The following is a 19,007-nucleotide window of genomic DNA, read 5'->3' on the forward strand; positions in this document are numbered from 1 at the left end:
ATTATTTTATAACTTAAAGGCAAGGAGGATTTTAGATAATACTTTAAACTTATCTAAATAACAGTTATATGAAAAGAAAAGAAAATTTAATTCGTATAATTACCGGAATAATCTGTGGATTATCTGTATTATCTCTAATAGTTACCATCGTCTCATCTATTTCTATGCTTTTAGGATTTGACGTAAATATTCAATCAAAATTATTAACTTTAATAAGCACATCTGATATTATATCTACTGAAATATCATCTTTACTCATACTTATTTGTATGTCCATTGGAGTTATTGTTTGCTTAAATATAAATAAAAATTCAACTAATTAGAATAATAATATTAAAAACTAATCCCCATGAAAAAATTATATATTTTCATGGGAATTATATATTTTTTTATTGTCTAAAATACATGTCTACTAATTCTGGAAACCTATCTATTTTATAATCATAATCTTCCACATTCCCAAATCCATAAGATGCATACACAAAAGGTATTCCTGCTAACCTAGCTGCATTTCTATCCCCTTGTGTATCACCAACATACATAGGATTCTTTAAATTATTTCTATTAATTATGAGTTTTATATTCTCACCCTTTGTAAGTCCCGTTCTTCCTGGATGTTCAAAATCTATAAAATATTTTTTCATGTTATGAGCATGAAAAAAAGCTTCTATATAACCGTGGTGACAGTTACTAACTATAAATAGCTTATATTTTTGTGAAAGCTTCTTTAAGGTTTCTTCTAGTCCTTGAAAAAGGATTCCTCCATGAAGCGGTAAATATTCATTTTCTTTCTTACAGCAATAATTCATAAATTCAATTGCTCTTTCTTCCTTCAAATCTGGAAGAAGGATCTTAACTAAATCTATAACTGGTACCCCTACTACTGATTTTAATTTTTCCTTTGTAATTATTGCATCTATATCACTAAAATCCTTTATAGCTTCATTCCATATTTCTACAATCGCATCTAATGAATCCCACATAGTTCCGTCTAAATCAAATATAATGCTATCTACTGTCTCTAATATCATAAACTCACTCCTAAATATCTTATTTTCATTAGTAATTATTCATAATTAGGCTCCAAATAAACTATTTTTTTGCCATGTTCCTTCGCATATTTAATTTCACTTCTGGTGCTAGAGCCTATATACCCATTCTTATTTATAACAAAGATTTCATCTGCCATATCAATTTTTCTTTTATGAATATCATCAAGCATGATTTTAATTTCATCTGTAATTATAGTTCCAAATTCACCATCTGCGTGGCCGAATAATCCTACTGATATTACAATTATCCCCTGAAGAGTTAACTCCTTTTGAACTTTTATAAAATCCTCTTTAAACTTTGTACTTCCGCATAAAGTTACTACTTTATATTTACCCACCATTTTATACTCACTTCCCAACTTTTAAATGTAAAACTATAGCAAATTATAAGTTACCATTCTTACAAAAGAAGTTATCAAAAATTTTAATAATACACTAACATATAAATTATATCATAATATTCTAAAATATTTTGTTAATGGACACTAAGTGGATTTGATATCTTTGCCATGTAGTTCTAATTTACTTAATTCTTCATCAATAATACTCTTATCTAATCTTTCAAATAAAACATGAAAATTACTTATATTTACTCCTGAATTTAATTGAATCTCTTTCCACCTATTTTCTTCGCAATAAAACCAACTTTTAATCTTTTCTGAGGACTCTGGCAAAAATGGATTTAGAAGATTTGCTAGGTTTACAATAGCATATAAACAATTATAAATAGTATTTTCACACTGTTTATTATCTTGTTTTATGGTAATCCATGGCATTTCTTCATCAAAATATTTATTTATACTTCGTATAAATGTAAATATTCTTTCTATGCCAGATTTTAAATTTCCTTCTTCTATATTTTCCCCAATATTTTTATATAATTCTTCTATAGTGCTTTTAATTGACTCTTCAACTTTTCCTTTTGGTACCTTGCTATTAAAATTCTTCTTAACAAATACCAAAGTTCTATTAACTAGGTTTCCATAAGCTCCCAATAATTCACCATTATTTTTATTTATGAACTCCCTCCAAGTAAAATCAGCATCTCTTCTTTCAGGTCCATTTGCAATAAAGAAATATCTTATTAAGTCACTATTATATCTATCTACTATATCTGGTACCCAAATTGCCCAGTTATTACTTGTTGATATTTTCTTTCCTTCTAAAGTCACATATTCACTAGAAATAACCTTATCTGGATTTCTTTCTGGTCCTGTTCCTCTTAATAATGCTGGAAGTATGATTGTATGAAATGGTATATTATCTTTTCCATGAATATAATATGAAATACTGCTACTATTCCAATAATCACTACAATTTTTATTATTTTCTTTTCCCCACTTCTCACTTACAGTTAAATATCCCAATACCGCATCAATCCATACATATACTTTCTTATCTTCAAATCCTTTAATTGGTATATCTATTCCTATATCTAAATCCCTAGAAATAGCTCTATCTTTCAAACCTTCATTTAAGTATCTTTCTGTACTATTTACTGCATTTATTCTCCAGTTTTTTCTAGACCTTTCTAAATGCTTTCTAAGTCCTTTTTCAAAAGTAGATAATGCAAAGTATAATTGTTTAGTGGATTTTACTACTGGCTTACTACCACATAATTTACACAGTCTATCCTTTAACTCTAAAGGATCTAGAAGGGTTGAACAATTTTCACATTGATCACCTCTTGCAATACTATTGCAATGCGGACATACTCCCTCTACATATCTATCAGGTAAAAATTGTTTGCACTCCTCACAATAAACTTGACTTACTTTTTTTTCATATATTAAGCCTTTTTCATATAGACTTATAATTATCCTTCTTACTTCTTCTTTATGCTGATTATCATCAGTTCTTGAATAACAATCATAGCTGAAATTTAACTTATCAAAACAATACTTAAATTCCTCATGATATCTATTAGCTATAACTTCTGATAATACACCCTCTTTTTTTGCTCTAATAGAAATAGGTGTTCCGTGACAATCACTTCCTGAAATATATAATACATCATCCCCTTTTGCTCTATAATATCTAGCTATAACGTCTCCAGGCAATAATGCTGCAATATGTCCTATGTGCAACGAACCATTGGCATAAGGCCATGCTCCTCCAATTAAAATATTCATTCTACTCTCCTCCTCTTATACTATTTAATTTTTCACTTCTCCAAATTATAAATTTGGAGTAAAACTAAAAACTCCCACTCCTAAGAAATTAATCTTAGGAACGAGAGTTAAAACTTCGTGTTACCATCCTACTTCATTTACATTTCACAATATAAATCTCTTCAAGTACGTTATAATTAAAATTGCTTACATGAAATTTATTCCACGACTAGTACATAGATAAAATTTCTCATAAAAATCCTGTTTATAGTTATACTCTATCACTATTACGGGTGAACCCGTTGCAGCCTTAATATTAAATCTCGGTGCACTGCTCCAAGGCCATTTTCTCTTTAATATCCATTGCTTCTTCTCACCAATGAAAGCTCTCTGTATAAGTATTCTTAAAGTTACTTTCCTTTTCTTTGCATTTAGCTATTATACTTATAATTATATATATATTTACCAACTTGTCAATTGAAGTTTAAAACTATTAATTATTAATAGTTTTTATTACAAATAGAAAATAGTAATATTTAATTATTATCATCAAAACAATAATGCATTTTATAACTAAACTATCTAAAATTATAAGTGGAAATGCCATCATAAAATCAGCAAATAACAATATAGTCATCTTTTGTTTTAAAGTCATTGCTTTTTCCTTTACAAAACTATCTAGGTGTTTTTTATATATCTTTGTGTTCTTGAACCAAATATCAAATCTCTCAGACCCTTTTACAAAGAAAAAAGAGGCTAACAGCAAAAATGGTGTTGTAGGGAGTATAGGTAATATAATCCCTATCGCTCCAAGTGTAAAACATATCAACCCTACAGATACGCATATAAACTTTTTACACTTATTCATAGTAACTCCCTTCCTAAATCCTTATAGAGATAATCATTTTAATATGTATACATTATAATAACCAACAATTAATTTCAATATATTTTATCAATTATTTTTTCTATTTTAATAATTTAAATCTTTATCTTTAGTAAACAAGACAAAAACAGAAAAAGCCTACCATCTATATGGTAGACTTTTTCTGTCTGTGTCTTGTTTAATGTCTAGTTCTTTTAAAATTATAGGGAAATTTTAAATGAAACTAATTATATATATTAAATTGTTAATATATAGCATAAAAAATTTGTTCTATAATATTATTATAATACAAAATACTAAAATTTCAAAATATATTTTTCTACAAAATTTTAATTTTTTCTTAATTTTAGTTCTTTATTCCAATATATTAGGGTATACTCTATATAATATCATCTCTAAAAATATTTAAATTAATTTTAACATATTCTTTAAAATGTTATTACTTTTAAAAGTAGCTTATTTCCTACAAACTGTAAACGTTTATAAGTGGTATTAATTAAAGTATATCACTATTATATTCTATGTCAATTCATTACAATAAAGTGGAATGCTAATTTTATTTGTACTAATATATACTAATTTAAAATTAAATATGATATATTTAATTTTGTTATTAATATAGTTATAGGAGAATTATTATGGAAAATAAATTTAAAATAACAAGTCCTAGATATCAACAAATAGCAGCCGATGTTGCAGCCAAAATTGTTGATGGTCATTATAAAGTTGGTGATAAGATTTATGCAAGATCTTCTCTTGCAAGTCAATATGGTGTCTCATCTGAAACTGCAAGGCGTGCTATTTGTGTATTATCAGACTTAAATATTGTAGATACTTCAAAAGGTAGTGGAGTTACTATAAAGTCCTACGAAAATGCTATAAAATTCGTTAAACAACATGATGATATTAATACTATAAGTAATCTAAAGCAAGATATTATTGATAGTGTTGACAGACAAAAAAAAGAAATAAAATTTTTATACGGATGTCTTTCTGATTTAATAGATAAAACTGATAGATTACGCTCTGTAAATCCATTTACACCATTTCAAGTAGAAATAACATCTGCTACACCTTATATTAATAAATCTGCATCTGATATAAACTTTTGGCATAATACTTCAGCAACAATAATAGCAATCAGAAGAAACGACTCTTTACTTATGTCACCAGGACCATACGCAGTTTTTCAAGAAAATGATATATTTTATTTTGTTGGAGATGAAAATTGCATTGAGCGTGTAAAAAAATATTTATATCCCTAATTTAAATTGTATGTAATAAACTTAATATAAATTAATTAAACTATCAGAAAATAATATATTAATCTTTGCTAGTATATGAACTAAGATTAATATATTTTTGCGATAGTTTATTTTTTTTGAATTTGACAAAGTAACAACTTTCATTTATAATTAGGTTGTTACTTTACAAAGGAGGATTTACATTGATAAAATTCGAGAATATTTCAAAAAAATTTAAAAATACTACTGTTCTTTCTGATGTCTCTTTTGAGATTGAAAAAGGTAAATTAGTAGCTATTATAGGTGAAAGTGGTTGTGGAAAGACAACTACACTAAAAATGATAAATGGTCTCATAACACCAACTTCTGGTAAAATATATATTAACAATGAAGATATTAGCACTAAAAATGTAATAGATCTTAGAAGAAATATGGGTTATGTTATTCAGCAAACAGGTTTATTTCCTCATATGACCATAAGAGAAAATATTGAACTAATACCAAAAGTTCAAAATAAAAATCCTGAAGACATTACACAACAAACATATAATTTAATGGATATGGTTGGTCTTGATTGTGATAAATTTCTTAATCGATACCCTGTAGAACTAAGTGGAGGGCAACAACAAAGAGTAGGTGTCGCAAGAGCCTTTGCCACTAATCCAGATATAATATTAATGGACGAGCCATTTTCAGCTCTTGATCCAATTACACGTTCAAGTTTGCAAGATGAACTTGTGAATTTACAATCAAAACTAAAGAAAACTATTATATTTGTAACCCACGATATGGATGAAGCTATAAAAATATCAGATAAGATGTGTATCATGGATAAAGGCAAAATTATTCAATACGATACACCTGAAAATATATTAAAAAACCCCGTTAATGATTTTGTCTCACAATTTGTTGGTAAAAAAAGAATCTGGACCTCTCCTGACTTTATTAAAGCTGAAGATATTATGATAGAAAATCCTATAACTTGCTCTAAGGACCTATCAATATTTAAATGTATAGAAAAGATGCGTTCGTACAAAGTTGATAGCTTAATGGTTGTTGATAACAAATCAAAAAAACTGCAAGGAATAGTAAAGGCAAAACAAATGCGATCAATTGATGATAAATCAATTCAAATCAGTTCTATTCTTAACAATAATTATATTTATGTTTCTCCAAATGATACTATAATTGATATTTTAAAAATTGTAAATGAGAATAATATTTCAACAGTTCCTGTTTTAAATGATAGTAGCAGTCTTATTGGATTAATTACTGAAAGTAGTCTTGTTACAACGCTTAGTCAACAATATATAGAAGAGGAGGCGTAGTAATATGAATATTTTAGAATACATTTTACAAAATAAAACACAAATTATATCATTATTGATTGAGCATATCAGACTTACTTCAATTTCAGTTGGCCTAGCAATTTTAATAGGTGTTCCCCTAGGAATTCTAATTTCCTATGTCAAGAAGTTAAATAAACCAATTCTTGGAGCAGCAAATATTATTCAAGCTATACCTAGTATGGCTTTATTAGGATTTTCCATACCATTTTTAGGTATAGGAACTCTCCCTGCAGTTACAACAGTAATTCTATATTCCTTGTTGCCTATAATCAAAAATACTTATACTGGGATTTCTAATATTAACCCACAGACAATTGAAGCCGCAAAAGGAATAGGATTGACAAAATTTCAAATTCTAACAAAAATTCAAATTCCATTAGCTCTCCCTGTTATAATGGCTGGAGTTCGAATTTCTTCTGTTACTGCTGTTGGCTTAATGACCATTGCTGCCTTTATAGGTGCCGGTGGATTAGGTTACCTTGTATTCTCTGGAATAAGAACTGTGAATAATAATCAAATACTAGCTGGTGCAATCCCAGCATGTATACTAGCTTTAGCTGTAGATTTTCTAGCTAGTATTGTTGAAAAACTAACAACTCCAATCAGTTTACAAAAGGTTAAGTCTAATACAAAAAAAGATTTCATGAAAACTCGTAAAATGCAAAAAGGAATATTAGCAATCTCAAGTATTTTTATTATTCTAATATTTATATTTTCTGCAATTACTAATGTTAATACTAACTCAAAAGTAATTACTGTAGGGAGTAAAGATTTTAGTGAACAAATGATATTAGGCCACATGGTTTCAGATTTAATTGAAGAAAATACTGATATTTCAGTAAATCGTAAAATAAATCTTGGTGGTACTCAAGTATGTTTTTCTGCTTTAAAATCTGATGACATAGATTTATATATTGAATATAGTGGGACAGCTTATGGAGATACCTTAGGCAATCCTCCTATAAGTGATATGGAAAAAGTATATGCTACTGTAAAAAATGATTTCAAAGAAAAATACAATATTGAAGTTTTAAAACAAATGGAGTTTAATAATACTTATACCTTAGCTGTTGAACAAGAAACAGCTGAAAAATATAATTTAGAAAGTATTAGTGATCTTTCACTCATTGCTACTAACCTAAAGTCTGGAACTACCTTAGAATTCTTAAACAGGGATGATGGTCTTCCTGGACTAAGCAAAAAATACAATTTTTCATTTAAAGATTCTATAGGCCTTGATGGTTCTCCACGATACACTGCTTTAATCAGCAAAGAGATAGATGTGGTAGATGCCTTCGCAACAGATGGATTGCTAAAGAAATTTAAATTAAAGACATTAAAAGATGATAAGAACTTTTTCCCACCCTATTATGCTATGCCTATAGTTAGAGGTGAAACTCTTAAAGAGTATCCAGAAATAATTCCTCTATTGGAACAATTATCAACTATCCTTAATGATGACATCATGATGGAACTTAATTATAAAGTTGATGAACTACAGATGGAACCTAATGATGTATCCCGAGAATTTTTAGAAAAACAAGGTTTAATATAAATATAATAACTTTTTATTACAACTAATAAGTTATAGATTAAATTTCAAATACAAGAGACTGTGCAGAATAGATTAAAACTCACTCTGCAACAGTCTCTTTTTCTCATTAAGGTTGTTTTACTTTATTTTTATCACTTGTCCTGGGTATATTAAATTTGGATTTGATATATTATTAAGCTTAACAAGAGTTGAAGTAGTAGTATCAAACCGCTGTGCTATCTCACTTAAAGTATCCCCCGATTTTACAGTATAATAGGATGAACTACTAGCATTACCTTTAGATGAAGAACTACCTGATGGTAATACTATTTTTTGTCCTGGATATATTAAATTAGGATTTGATATATTATTAATACTAGCTAGAACTTTAGTTGTAGTTCCATATTCTTGTGCTATACCGCTCAAAGTATCTCCTGATTTTACAATATAATAGGATGAATTACCGGTATTACCTCCTGTTGAAGAACTACCTGTTGGCAATATTATTTTTTGTCCTGGATATATTAAATTAGGATTCGATATACCATTAATAGATGCCAGTACTTGATAGGTTGTATTATATTTTTCTGCTATTCCACTTAAAGTATCCCCTGATTGTACTGTATAGTATTTATCATTTTTACTATTATCATCTGTACTTGGACTTTCTGGTATACTTTGTCCATTTAATAATATTCCCTCATTGAACTCATTTAGGTCACAATTTCCACTTACACCGGGGACTTGTCCAGTACTTGAAAATTGAAAACCAACCCATTGATTCCATATTGGATTACTAGCAGGTTTGCTTACCCCATATTCAGCAATCCATAAAGGATATATTCCTAACCTACTATCTAAACTAGTTCTTGCAAAATTAGTATAGGTATAAACTACGATACCTTTACTAGTTAGTCTCTTAACCTCTTCTAAAAATATTATTGCTGCACTTGTTAAAGATGTCTTATTTAAACCATTAGTCTGTTCTATATCTATAGCTAGTCTACAATCAAATTCTCTATTTCCAATGGTATTTACAAAATGCCTAGCTTGAGCTTTAGGATCTATTCCTCCTAGAAAGAAGTGATAAAATCCAACCTTCAAACCCTGCTCTTTAGCATTTTTATAGGATGAAGAAAAATAATTATTAACATAGCTTATACCTTCCGTTGCTTTAATATAAACTATTTCTATCCCACCGTCTTTTACTTTTTTAAAATTTACATTTCCTTGCCAACTACTTATATCAATCCCCTTATAATTACTACTATTTCTACTTTCCATAGAAACACCTCCTCTCTATATAAATATGCTCTTTATTAATTTATTCTACTCTCTATTATAATTTTTACATTATATAACTAACTTTAATATGATGACAGTATTATAACAACTAAACACATTATAAAAATAGCTATTTGACTTTTAGAATGTCAAATAGCTATTTTCTATTTTACTAATTATTATTTTGTGATACCTTCCATATCCTCTATAATTAAATCAGCTGCTTGAAGTCCAGCTCCACCCACATACCAAGCTTGAGCATTTAGATAAACTATATTTCCATTTTTATATGTGTCTGTAGTTTTTACTAATTCATTCTCTATTACTTCCTTAGCTGCTGAATAATCTTCTGATCCACTTGTTCCTGCTGACTTATCAACTACAAAAAGATAGTTTGGATTTTTAGCTAATAAGTACTCATAAGTTATATTTTGACCATGCTTTGATACTTCTATATTCTCATCTGTTGGAACAAAGCCGAACTTTTCAAATATAATTGAAAATCTTGATCCTGCTCCGTATACACTCATAGAACCATCTGTAATTATAGTAGCTAAAGCATTAAACCCTTGCTCTTTTATTTTTTTACCTACTTCTTCAACTCTTTTATTAAGTTCTTTTAATTTAGATGTTGCTGCATCTTCTTTCCCAAATATTTGTCCTATTATGTTTACATTTGACTCTAATGACTCTAAATACTTTGTAGTATCTGTTCCTAATTGTATTGTTGGAGCTATAGCAGAAAGTTCCTCATAATAATCAGCTTGTCTACCTTCAATTATTATTAAATTCGGTTTGATCTCATTGATTACTTCTAGACTAAATTCTTTTAATCCACCTAAATCTGTATATTTTTCTTCCTTATATTCTGAAAGATAAGTTGGCAGGTTTTTCTTTGGTAATCCTACTAATCCTTTTATATCTAATGAATCCATAATATCTAAAGATGCATAGTCTAATACTACTACTTTTTCTGGATTCTTAGGTACCTCAGTTTCTCCAGCAGTATGGATTATTTTTATAGTTTCACCTTTTTCCCCTTCATTATCTTTGTTACCAAGTTTTGTAGCTGCAAACACACCAATTAAAGCAACTATTGCAACTCCTACTATTATATTAATTTTTTTCTTATTCATTTGTTTCACCTATTCCTTTCATCTATATCCAATTAATATTTTCCTTATATCTTAATATTTATTTATAATAAATTTCTTTAATTTTGAATTTAAGAATAAATTATATTTTATTGTTATAGAAATCATAGATTTCTTTTTCTCGCTTTGCTCGTAAGGATACTCCTTGTCACCTTACTATTTGAAACTTACTCCTTTTCGTTACACTCAAATGAGTAAGTTTCCATAATTAAATCATAGATTAAAATGGTCACTTAAGTTCGACCAACCAAATCATAGATTTGGGGTCTCTCTTAGAAATATACGCAGATGTTGTTTCCGTTTATATTCTTTATGTGAAAATCTATTTCATATACGTCTTCTAAAACATCTTTTGATATTATGGCATCAGTTATATCATCTTTAACTATCTTTCCATCTTTAAGAATAACTATTTTATCTGAGTAAACTGATGCAAAATTTATGTCGTGCATAACTATCACTACAGTTTTTCCAAGATCATCCACTAGCCCTCTTAATACTTTCATCATCTGTACTGAATGTTTCATATCTAAGTTATTTAATGGTTCATCTAATAGTACATACTCTGTATTTTGAGCTATTACCATAGCAATATATGCTCTTTGTCTTTGTCCACCGCTAAGCTCATCTAAATATCTATCTTCAATATCCTTAAGTTGCATATATTCTATGGCTTCATCTACATACTTTGTGTCTTCCTTTGTCAGTCTACCTTCGCAGTGAGGGTAACGTCCAAAGCTAACTATTTCCTTTATAGTTAATCTTACATTTATATTGTTAGATTGTTTAAGTATAGCTATTTTTTTAGCTAGTCCCTTAGTGTCCCATTTTTCTAACTCCCTACCATCTATAATAACTTCGCCTTCATCTTTCTTCATAATACGAGATATCATTGATAGTAAAGTACTCTTTCCTGCTCCATTAGGTCCTATGAAAGAAGTAATCTTACCTTTTTCTATGTTTAAAGATACATTGTCTACTACTGGATTATCTCCATACTTTTTAACTATACCTCTAACTTCTATCATTTATTTTCCCTCCTTCATTAAAAGATATATAAAGTAAATTCCACCAATAAAATTAATTATTATACTTACTGTACTTCCAAAGTTTAATATTCTTTCCACTATGAACTGTCCAGCTATTAAAGCAATTATACTTATCAATATACTTCCCGTTATTTGATAACTATGTTTATATGTATTAAGAAACTGATAAGATAGATTAACCACCAATAATCCAAGGAAGGTTATTTGTCCAACTAAAGCTGTAGATATTGATACTAATACTGCTACAACTATTAATATTTTTTTAGAAAATCTATCAAAATCTATTCCTAAGTTTATAGCTTGATCTCTTCCCAAAAGCATAACATCTAATTTTTTTACATCATCATAAAATAATACAAAAATGATTAGTAAGGCTATTACTGATATTAACAATATATCCGTATTAACATTAGCAAAGCTAGCAAACATTTTACTTTGTAATGTTTCAAATTCATTTGGATCAATTATTACTTGCATAAAAGATGTCATACTTTTAAACAAGGTTCCCAATACTGTTCCCACCAATAGCAAAAAGAATATATTACTATTTCCATCTTTCTTAAATAATATTTTATAAAGAACTAAAGTTCCAACTAACATTATTGTAACTGAAACCATAAAATTCACATTTCTGTTTATCATAAATATACTTGATGCTCCGAATAAAAACACGGATATGGTTTGTACAAACATATATAAGGAATCAAGTCCAAGTATGCTTGGCGTTAGGATTCTATTATTTGTTACTGTCTGAAATATCATAGAAGAAAAGGCTATTGACCCTCCAGTAACTGCTATAGCTATAACCTTAGGTATTCTCTTTGATAGGTTATAATACCAGTTTATACCATTTAATCCTTCAAACAAAAATAAGCCAATAAAAAATAATGCAACTATTCCAAGTATATATAACTTTTTTTTATCTATATTATCCTTCATTTCTATTCCTCCTAAATATCAGGTAAAGGAATATAATACTTCCTGTAACTCCTACAGTAAGACTTATAGGTACTTCATAGGGATGAATTACAAGTCTACCTATAATGTCACATGCTAGTACAAATATTGCCCCAAACAAAGCTGTATCCCAAATATTCTTACTAAGATTGTCCCCTTTAAATATAGATACTATATTCGGAACTATTAATCCTATAAAAGGTATATTCCCAACAGTTATTACTACTAAAGCTGAAATCAATGCAACAATTATAACTCCAATATTGGCAACCTTATTATAGTTAATCCCTAAATTTGATGAGATATCCTCCCCCATTGCTATAATAGTAAATTTATTAGCATACAAAAGTGCTAATATTAATAATGGTATAGTCAAATAGAGGAGCTCATAATTTCCCTTTATAATCATGGAAAAATCTCCTTGGAGAAAAGTTCCCATACTTTGAACTAAATTGTTTTTATAAGCAAAGAAATCTGTCATAGACCCTATAACATTTCCTACCATTATTCCCACTAGAGGTATGAATACAACATTTTTCATTTTTATGCTTTTAAGTATTTTCATAAATACAAAGGTTCCCAAAAGGGCAAATATAAATGCTGTTATCATCTTTTGCATCAAAGTTGCTGATGAAAATAGTAGCATAGAAACTAGTACCCCAAGCTTTGCTGAGTCTACGGTAGCTGCTGTACTTGGAGAAACAAATTTGTTATTACTAATTTGCTGCATTATAACTCCACCAACGCTCATTCCTACTCCAGCTACCACTATACTAATAAGCCGCGGCAATCTAGTTAAAATTATTATATTCATCTTACCCTGGTTCCATTGCATTATATCTGTAATACTTATATTTTGAACCCCTATAAATATTGAAGACATACACAGTATTATGAATAAAGGAATTAAATATTTCTTTTTCATATTTCCTCCAAAACTTTATTACGTATCCTAAATATCTTTATGTATTAAATTATGTGATATTCTTAAACACTTATATATACTTGATGTAACAATAAAATTACGTTATCAATTGAAATATAATTTTAATTGATAATACTTATCACTACTTCATAATAGCTTAATTGATAATCATTTTCAACTTCTTAAGACTTAAATACACTTGATTAAATTACTCAAAATTCTCCATTCTCCATTTTTCTGTATTTTCCTTATATATTTGTATTGAACTTTTATATTGAAATTTCGTTTTTACATTTTAGATAAGATAAATTTTATTGTCAAAAACAACAAATAATAATGTTCATTTACATTGGTTGCATATAATAGTAAAATTCTAATTGAGATAATTAGAATTTTAAAACTATATTCACAATAAACATAAGTTAATTTGTAATTATTTAAGTTTTAAATGTACAGAGGGGATTATTTAAATTATGAGTAAAAAAGATGTTTTTCAAAAAAATGGTGTGATTTTATTGTTAGTTTTACTATGTACCTTACTTTGGGGAAGTGCCTATCCATCTATAAAGATTGGCTACTCTTTATTTTCTATAGGCGAAAATGATATTTTTAGTAAACTTCTCTTTGCAGGCAATCGATTTGCTTTATCAGGTCTTCTAGTAATTTTATTAACTTGGATAATTCAAAAAAAATTTCCTTTTCCTAAAAAAGAGGCCTTAAGTCATATTGCACTACTTGGGTTTATTCAAACTACTTTGGAATATTTATTTTTCTACATAGGACTTTCTCATACTACCGGTGTTAAGGGGTCCATATTAAACGGTACCGCAACCTTTATGGCTGTAATTCTTGCTCATTTTATATATTCAGATGATAGATTAAATTTCCAAAAGATTTTAGGATGTATTGTTGGATTTATGGGAGTAGTTATAATTAACTTAGGTGGTAAAGTTGGAAGTGGTTTTACCTTTACTGGTGAAGGATTTATTATTCTTGCTGCTGCTTCCTTTGCAATTGGATCTCTTATAAGTAAAGAAGCAGCTAAGAGAGAAGATAGCATGATAGTCACAGGATGGCAACTACTCTTTGGAGGGGTTTTACTTGTAATTGTAGGCGCACTTGGAGGTGCACGAACCTCTATACCTTCTACTGAAGCTATGCTATTACTTTTATATCTCTCACTTCTTTCTTCAGTGGCTTTTACAATATGGACTATCTTATTAAAGCATAATAATGTTGGTAAAATTTCTATATACAATTTTTTAACACCTGTGTTTGGTGTTTTTCTTTCTGCTATATTTTTAAAAGAATCTATTTGGCATTGGAAAAATCTGTTGGCACTTGTATTTGTATGTGTTGGAATATATATAGTAAATAAACCTAAGGTTAAAAATAGTTAACTAAAATTAATAGACTCTACGAACTAATTATTCATGGAGTCTATATTTTAAATATATTCAATCTATAATTATTATACTTTACCTATAAATATTTATTTTTATATTCATCACAATACTCCATTTTAGTTATGGAATAGCATAGATCATCATATATTCTTCCATCATAAGTTTCGCTAGCCATTCTTAATGTTCCATCATATTTAAATCCACACTTTTCTATAACCCTTTTAGATTTTTGATTTCCGTGATAATGATAACAAGATACTACTTCACATTTTATTTCTTCGAACAAATATTTTATTACCCTATTTACTGCTTCAGTCATAATTCCTTTTCCCCAATATTCTTCTGAAAGTACATATCCTATCATTCTTGCCTTTAATAAATTTCTTTTCACATCTCTATGATTACCAATTGAACCAATTACCCTATTATTTTTCTTATATACAATTGCCCATACCTCATTATTCTTTATAAATGACTGAAGTATACCTTTAGATATTTCTTTATTCTTATGGGGTTTCCATCCTGCCATAGGACCAACATTAGGATTTTTAGAATACTCATAAAAATCATCTAAATCCGCTATTTTCCAACTTCTCAAAATCAATCTTTCTGTTTCTAGCAACTTCATATTCCCACCTCTTAGATTCTACAATTTATTCCTTAGCCTTTTAGTTTATATTTTATATAAATTATATGTTATGGCAATGACACTATATGATAAATATAACATAAATACATTTTAATTACTTTATTTATTGGCTTAATTCCCCAATCCACTCCTTAAAAAATAAAAAAGAACTTTGAAATTTCAAAGTTCTTTTTATATTTTAAAACCTATCTATCTTCAAAATTTAGTGCCTAAATTATATTTTGCTACTAAATTCTTCAATAAATTATATACCCTTTTTCCAAGCATTAACATAATAAAATAATTACCTACCATATGAATTAAATCATAGGGTATTCCATTTATCCAATAAGTTAAAGCAAAGGTTTTAGAGACTGTAAAGATATATGGTATTGAATACAGTGCTCCAAATAACATTCCAAACACACCGGATATTATACTCCAACCTAAAAAATTTTCTTTAATTATTTTTCTAAATAACAGCACTACTAGTACTAGCATAGGCCAAACAATCCAGTATCCAAACCACCAAGTTCCCATTCCACTAACAAGACCTAGTAAAAAGTTAAATACCACTACAACTACTAATGCTCTTCTGCCTAATACTAAAGTATATATTACCAGTAAAAAAGATACTGGTTCTATATTAGGTATTCCACTCATCATAACTTGTAACACAAGCATTAGCGCTCCAAGTAATGCCAATATTATCAAATCTTTAGTTTTATACATATTACCAACCTATTGTAAGTATAAGTTCTATCTTATCACCATCTTTTATAGCAGTATCATCTATACCAGTTTGGGAATTTTTTCCATTTATTTTTAAATTCCACCACTCTTGCTTGTTAGCATCTGCATTTAGTCCATCTACTCCAGTTATAAATCTAGTAGCTTGAGATGTATCAGCTACAATTATCTTCATTTCATCTAGTGCTTTTCCTAGAGTTTCTGCATTAGTTGAATGTGTATAAGTTTTTTCATAATTATCCTTTTTACTTATAACTGTAACTTCTATAGTTTTATCTCCTTCAACTCTTTGCTTTGCATTAAAATTTTTGTAGATAAAAAATCCACCAATTGCAATAATTATAACTATTAAAGAAATTATTATTGATTTCATATTTTTTTTCATATCTTTACCTCCTAAGAAACAAAATAAACTCCCTTTCAGTAGAGAAAGAGAGATTTTACTGACTACTAATAATATATTTTATGTAGCAACTCCATTTACATGCTATCATATATATTTTATAAAATCAATGTATTCTAATTAAGTCATATAACATACTATCAACCAAATAATTATTTATTACTCTTCTTAATCCTTATACTAATATCTATATATTAATTCGATATACTGAATTTACACCTATAAATTTTTCTTTATTTAACTTTATGTTTAAAATTATTAACACAAAGTTAATATTCATGAAATATATTTTATGTTTTTATAATTTTCTTCATAATTTTTTCATAAAAAAGAAGTATTAGTTATATATGTATTTATTCTTGTCTTAATTTAAATAAAAATGATAAATTTCAATAAAAATCAACATATTTTTTATTAAAACAAATTTACTTGTATATACTAACTTTTTTTATATTTACTAACATATATGCTATATTAGTTATGGATATGTGTGGTATGAACATTAATTATAAATTATGAGTATACTTTATAATTAAAATATTTAAAAAATTTTTAATTGCAATGTACCCATTTATCCATTTTTTATCCGCGGATATGTTTATCATAAATTATAAATTGTAATTTATTAACACATTATAATGTTGAGGTATATAATTTTTATTTTATTCTATTGAATTTTATGCTAGTGAGGTAAGGAAAATGAAAATTAAACTAAATAACTATTCTGATTTAAAAACATATTTATTAAGTGAAAATTTATACTTTAGTTATAACTTATCTATACTTACACTTATTTCAAGTACATTGTTATTTATAATTAATATAATTGATGAAATTCCTATAGTGATTAACAATATCTATCTCTATGCCATTATAACTATATTTTTAGTTGTTTGGTTATTAGTTTATAATTTAATTCCTATAAAATATCAAACAACTTTTATATATAACTTATTATTTAATATTTTTCTTTTTGGTGGTACGTACTTATCTTTATATTCTTGTATTTCTCTTCTTGAAGTTAATGGAAGTATCACTTTTTTTTTGATTTTGATTTTTGTAATAAATCTATTTTTCTTAATAGATTTTAAAAAATCTTTATTAGTACTTATCCCTTCATCATCCATTTATATATTTAATATGATGAATATTTTAAATTATAGTAGCACTGCATGGAAAAATTTATTTGATATAGGTTTGTATTTAATATTAGGATTTTGCTTTTCTATAATTAAATTTAGACATATGAAAGAGAGTTATTTAAGTAATAAAAAATTACTTGATACTATGTCTGATTTGAAAAAAACTAACAATAAACTTATGTCTCATGAGAAAGAGCGTACAAACTTCTTTGCAGATGTATCTCATGAACTTAAAACCCCTATCAATGTTATATATAGTGCCGATCAACTTCTGTCTCAGCAATTAAAAAATCCAAATCTAGACTTAAGCAATGCAGAGAAATATACTAACTGTATAAAACAAAATTCTTTTAGACTTATACGACTTATTAATAATCTTCTTGATTTAACTAAAATTGAAGCTTCTACTTTTAAAGTTAATCTTGAAAATATTAATATAGTTTATTCTGTAGAAAATATCGTAGACTCAGTTGTAGATTTCATTAAATCTAAAGAAATAAACATTATTTTTGATACTGCTATGGAAGAAAAAATTACTGCTATAGATGAGGATAAATTAGAAAGAATTATTTTAAATCTCTTATCTAATGCAGTAAAGTTTACTAATCCAGGCGGAACAATTTTTATTGATATCTCTGAAGATGATAATAATACTATTATTTCCATTAAAGATACAGGTATTGGTATAGATGATTCTATGAAAAGAAAAATATTTGATAGATTTGTACAAATTGATAAATCTAGTACGAATAATTCTGAAGGTACCGGCATAGGCTTATCCCTTGTAAAATCTCTTATGGTTCTACATGATGGAGATATAACTTTAGAAAGCAAGGTTGGTGAAGGTAGTAAGTTCACTTTATATTTCCCTAATAAAATAGTAAAATCTGACCATTCAAAAGATTCAGCGCCTCCTTCAATTAGATCCTACAATAACAAAATAGAACGAATTCAAATTGAGTTTTCTGATATATATCAATAAAACTCTTTGCCTTTAAATTTTCTCAATAAAATACTATTAATTATAATTAAAATACTTTTTTTCTACTAAAGTATTTTTTATTTTAAAATAGTCTTAAATAACTAATATAATTAGCTATTTAAGACTATTTTATTTCTATTAAAATCATATT

The 19,007-nt window shown here is 27.5% G+C and carries 19 protein-coding genes; 6 read left to right on the forward strand and 13 right to left on the reverse strand.

The features are described 5' to 3' along the window. Nucleotides 1–68: 68 nt before the first annotated feature. The gene (locus tag B2S02_RS16315; RefSeq protein ID WP_346847504.1) at nucleotides 69–323 is read left to right on the forward strand and encodes a hypothetical protein; all 255 of its coding nucleotides are present in this window, start codon (nucleotides 69–71) and stop codon (nucleotides 321–323) included. Between the two features lie 66 nt (nucleotides 324–389). Here the strand turns inward: B2S02_RS16315 and B2S02_RS16320 are convergent, their stop codons facing one another. The 4 genes from B2S02_RS16320 to B2S02_RS16335 form a co-directional block, all read right to left on the reverse strand. After that, nucleotides 390–1,031, reverse strand: coding sequence for an HAD family hydrolase (locus tag B2S02_RS16320; RefSeq protein WP_346876564.1), 642 nt, complete (start codon nucleotides 1,029–1,031; stop codon nucleotides 390–392). A 35-nt stretch (nucleotides 1,032–1,066) separates the two neighbouring features. Continuing rightward, entirely contained in the window at nucleotides 1,067–1,393 is a 327-nt protein-coding gene (locus B2S02_RS16325) for a hypothetical protein (RefSeq protein WP_346847506.1), read from the reverse strand. A 144-nt stretch (nucleotides 1,394–1,537) separates the two neighbouring features. Further along, a complete protein-coding gene (metG, locus tag B2S02_RS16330; RefSeq protein WP_346847507.1) occupies nucleotides 1,538–3,184 on the reverse strand; it encodes a methionine--tRNA ligase in 1,647 nt (548 codons plus the stop codon). Nucleotides 3,185–3,656: 472 nt separating this feature from the next. Then, nucleotides 3,657–4,031, reverse strand: a complete 375-nt coding sequence (locus B2S02_RS16335) for a YbaN family protein (RefSeq protein ID WP_035129974.1) — start codon at nucleotides 4,029–4,031, stop codon at nucleotides 3,657–3,659. A 656-nt stretch (nucleotides 4,032–4,687) separates the two neighbouring features. On the opposite strand from B2S02_RS16335, the gene B2S02_RS16340 reads away from it, so the two are divergent. The 3 genes from B2S02_RS16340 (at nucleotide 4,688) to B2S02_RS16350 (ending at nucleotide 8,197) form a co-directional block, all read left to right on the forward strand. Further along, entirely contained in the window at nucleotides 4,688–5,314 is a 627-nt protein-coding gene (locus B2S02_RS16340) for a TrkA C-terminal domain-containing protein (protein ID WP_035129977.1), read from the forward strand. 182 nt (nucleotides 5,315–5,496) lie between these two features. Then, entirely contained in the window at nucleotides 5,497–6,621 is a 1,125-nt protein-coding gene (locus B2S02_RS16345; protein WP_346847508.1) for an ABC transporter ATP-binding protein, read from the forward strand. A gap of 4 nt (nucleotides 6,622–6,625) precedes the next feature. Continuing rightward, nucleotides 6,626–8,197, forward strand: coding sequence for a glycine betaine ABC transporter substrate-binding protein (locus tag B2S02_RS16350; RefSeq protein ID WP_346847509.1), 1,572 nt, complete (start codon nucleotides 6,626–6,628; stop codon nucleotides 8,195–8,197). 117 nt (nucleotides 8,198–8,314) lie between these two features. Here the strand turns inward: B2S02_RS16350 and B2S02_RS16355 are convergent, their stop codons facing one another. The 5 genes from B2S02_RS16355 to B2S02_RS16375 form a co-directional block, all read right to left on the reverse strand. Continuing rightward, nucleotides 8,315–9,460 (reverse strand): LysM peptidoglycan-binding domain-containing protein, encoded by a 1,146-nt coding sequence (locus B2S02_RS16355; protein ID WP_346878242.1) that lies wholly within the window; start codon nucleotides 9,458–9,460, stop codon nucleotides 8,315–8,317. 179 nt (nucleotides 9,461–9,639) lie between these two features. Then, nucleotides 9,640–10,596 carry a siderophore ABC transporter substrate-binding protein gene (locus B2S02_RS16360; protein ID WP_346847511.1) on the reverse strand — a complete coding sequence of 319 codons (957 nt, stop codon included), beginning with the start codon at nucleotides 10,594–10,596 and terminating at the stop codon, nucleotides 9,640–9,642. Nucleotides 10,597–10,886: 290 nt separating this feature from the next. Further along, on the reverse strand, nucleotides 10,887–11,642 hold the full coding sequence (locus B2S02_RS16365) for an ABC transporter ATP-binding protein (protein ID WP_346847512.1): 756 nt from the start codon (nucleotides 11,640–11,642) through the stop codon (nucleotides 10,887–10,889). Further along, a complete protein-coding gene (locus B2S02_RS16370; protein ID WP_346921035.1) occupies nucleotides 11,643–12,602 on the reverse strand; it encodes an iron chelate uptake ABC transporter family permease subunit in 960 nt (319 codons plus the stop codon). Then, complete coding sequence (locus B2S02_RS16375; RefSeq protein WP_346878239.1) at nucleotides 12,592–13,545, reverse strand: ABC transporter permease; 954 nt, start codon at nucleotides 13,543–13,545, stop codon at nucleotides 12,592–12,594. Before B2S02_RS16375 ends, B2S02_RS16370 begins: the two co-directional genes overlap by 11 nt. Nucleotides 13,546–14,018: 473 nt before the next feature. Here B2S02_RS16375 and B2S02_RS16380 point away from each other — a divergent pair, with 473 nt between their 5' ends. Continuing rightward, nucleotides 14,019–14,945 carry a DMT family transporter gene (locus B2S02_RS16380; protein WP_346921036.1) on the forward strand — a complete coding sequence of 309 codons (927 nt, stop codon included), beginning with the start codon at nucleotides 14,019–14,021 and terminating at the stop codon, nucleotides 14,943–14,945. A gap of 82 nt (nucleotides 14,946–15,027) precedes the next feature. Here the strand turns inward: B2S02_RS16380 and B2S02_RS16385 are convergent, their stop codons facing one another. The 4 genes from B2S02_RS16385 to B2S02_RS16400 all read right to left on the reverse strand — a co-directional run bounded on the left by B2S02_RS16385 (nucleotide 15,028) and on the right by B2S02_RS16400 (nucleotide 17,859). Further along, entirely contained in the window at nucleotides 15,028–15,579 is a 552-nt protein-coding gene (locus B2S02_RS16385) for a GNAT family protein (protein WP_346847516.1), read from the reverse strand. A 216-nt stretch (nucleotides 15,580–15,795) separates the two neighbouring features. After that, nucleotides 15,796–16,311 (reverse strand): hypothetical protein, encoded by a 516-nt coding sequence (locus B2S02_RS16390; RefSeq protein ID WP_346847517.1) that lies wholly within the window; start codon nucleotides 16,309–16,311, stop codon nucleotides 15,796–15,798. A 1-nt stretch (nucleotide 16,312) separates the two neighbouring features. Then, entirely contained in the window at nucleotides 16,313–16,714 is a 402-nt protein-coding gene (locus tag B2S02_RS16395) for a DUF4430 domain-containing protein (RefSeq protein ID WP_346878238.1), read from the reverse strand. A gap of 947 nt (nucleotides 16,715–17,661) precedes the next feature. Then, nucleotides 17,662–17,859, reverse strand: a complete 198-nt coding sequence (locus tag B2S02_RS16400) for a hypothetical protein (protein ID WP_346847519.1) — start codon at nucleotides 17,857–17,859, stop codon at nucleotides 17,662–17,664. 13 nt (nucleotides 17,860–17,872) lie between these two features. Here B2S02_RS16400 and B2S02_RS16405 point away from each other — a divergent pair, with 13 nt between their 5' ends. Then, nucleotides 17,873–18,856, forward strand: coding sequence for a HAMP domain-containing sensor histidine kinase (locus tag B2S02_RS16405; RefSeq protein WP_346847520.1), 984 nt, complete (start codon nucleotides 17,873–17,875; stop codon nucleotides 18,854–18,856). Nucleotides 18,857–19,007: the final 151 nt, after the last annotated feature.

This window comes from Clostridium sp. UBA7339 (assembly GCF_002470865.1).
Taxonomy (GTDB): Bacteria; Bacillota; Clostridia; order Clostridiales; family Clostridiaceae; genus Clostridium_J; species Clostridium_J sulfidigenes.

Bases quoted from the DNA above. Each gene is read 5' to 3' on its own strand.
- B2S02_RS16315 (WP_346847504.1), top strand. From the start codon at position 69: ATGAAAAGAAAAGAAAATTTAATTCGTATAATTACCGGAATAATCTGT.
- B2S02_RS16320 (WP_346876564.1), bottom strand. From the start codon at position 1,031: ATGATATTAGAGACAGTAGATAGCATTATATTTGATTTAGACGGAACT.
- B2S02_RS16325 (WP_346847506.1), bottom strand. From the start codon at position 1,393: ATGGTGGGTAAATATAAAGTAGTAACTTTATGCGGAAGTACAAAGTTT.
- metG (WP_346847507.1), bottom strand. From the start codon at position 3,184: ATGAATATTTTAATTGGAGGAGCATGGCCTTATGCCAATGGTTCGTTG.
- B2S02_RS16335 (WP_035129974.1), bottom strand. From the start codon at position 4,031: ATGAATAAGTGTAAAAAGTTTATATGCGTATCTGTAGGGTTGATATGT.
- B2S02_RS16340 (WP_035129977.1), top strand. From the start codon at position 4,688: ATGGAAAATAAATTTAAAATAACAAGTCCTAGATATCAACAAATAGCA.
- B2S02_RS16350 (WP_346847509.1), top strand. From the start codon at position 6,626: ATGAATATTTTAGAATACATTTTACAAAATAAAACACAAATTATATCA.
- B2S02_RS16355 (WP_346878242.1), bottom strand. From the start codon at position 9,460: ATGGAAAGTAGAAATAGTAGTAATTATAAGGGGATTGATATAAGTAGT.
- B2S02_RS16360 (WP_346847511.1), bottom strand. From the start codon at position 10,596: ATGAATAAGAAAAAAATTAATATAATAGTAGGAGTTGCAATAGTTGCT.
- B2S02_RS16365 (WP_346847512.1), bottom strand. From the start codon at position 11,642: ATGATAGAAGTTAGAGGTATAGTTAAAAAGTATGGAGATAATCCAGTA.
- B2S02_RS16370 (WP_346921035.1), bottom strand. From the start codon at position 12,602: ATGAAGGATAATATAGATAAAAAAAAGTTATATATACTTGGAATAGTT.
- B2S02_RS16375 (WP_346878239.1), bottom strand. From the start codon at position 13,545: ATGAAAAAGAAATATTTAATTCCTTTATTCATAATACTGTGTATGTCT.
- B2S02_RS16380 (WP_346921036.1), top strand. From the start codon at position 14,019: ATGAGTAAAAAAGATGTTTTTCAAAAAAATGGTGTGATTTTATTGTTA.
- B2S02_RS16385 (WP_346847516.1), bottom strand. From the start codon at position 15,579: ATGAAGTTGCTAGAAACAGAAAGATTGATTTTGAGAAGTTGGAAAATA.
- B2S02_RS16390 (WP_346847517.1), bottom strand. From the start codon at position 16,311: ATGTATAAAACTAAAGATTTGATAATATTGGCATTACTTGGAGCGCTA.
- B2S02_RS16395 (WP_346878238.1), bottom strand. From the start codon at position 16,714: ATGAAAAAAAATATGAAATCAATAATAATTTCTTTAATAGTTATAATT.
- B2S02_RS16400 (WP_346847519.1), bottom strand. From the start codon at position 17,859: ATGGATGATGAAGGGATAAGTACTAATAAAGATTTTTTAAAATCTATT.
- B2S02_RS16405 (WP_346847520.1), top strand. From the start codon at position 17,873: ATGATGAATATTTTAAATTATAGTAGCACTGCATGGAAAAATTTATTT.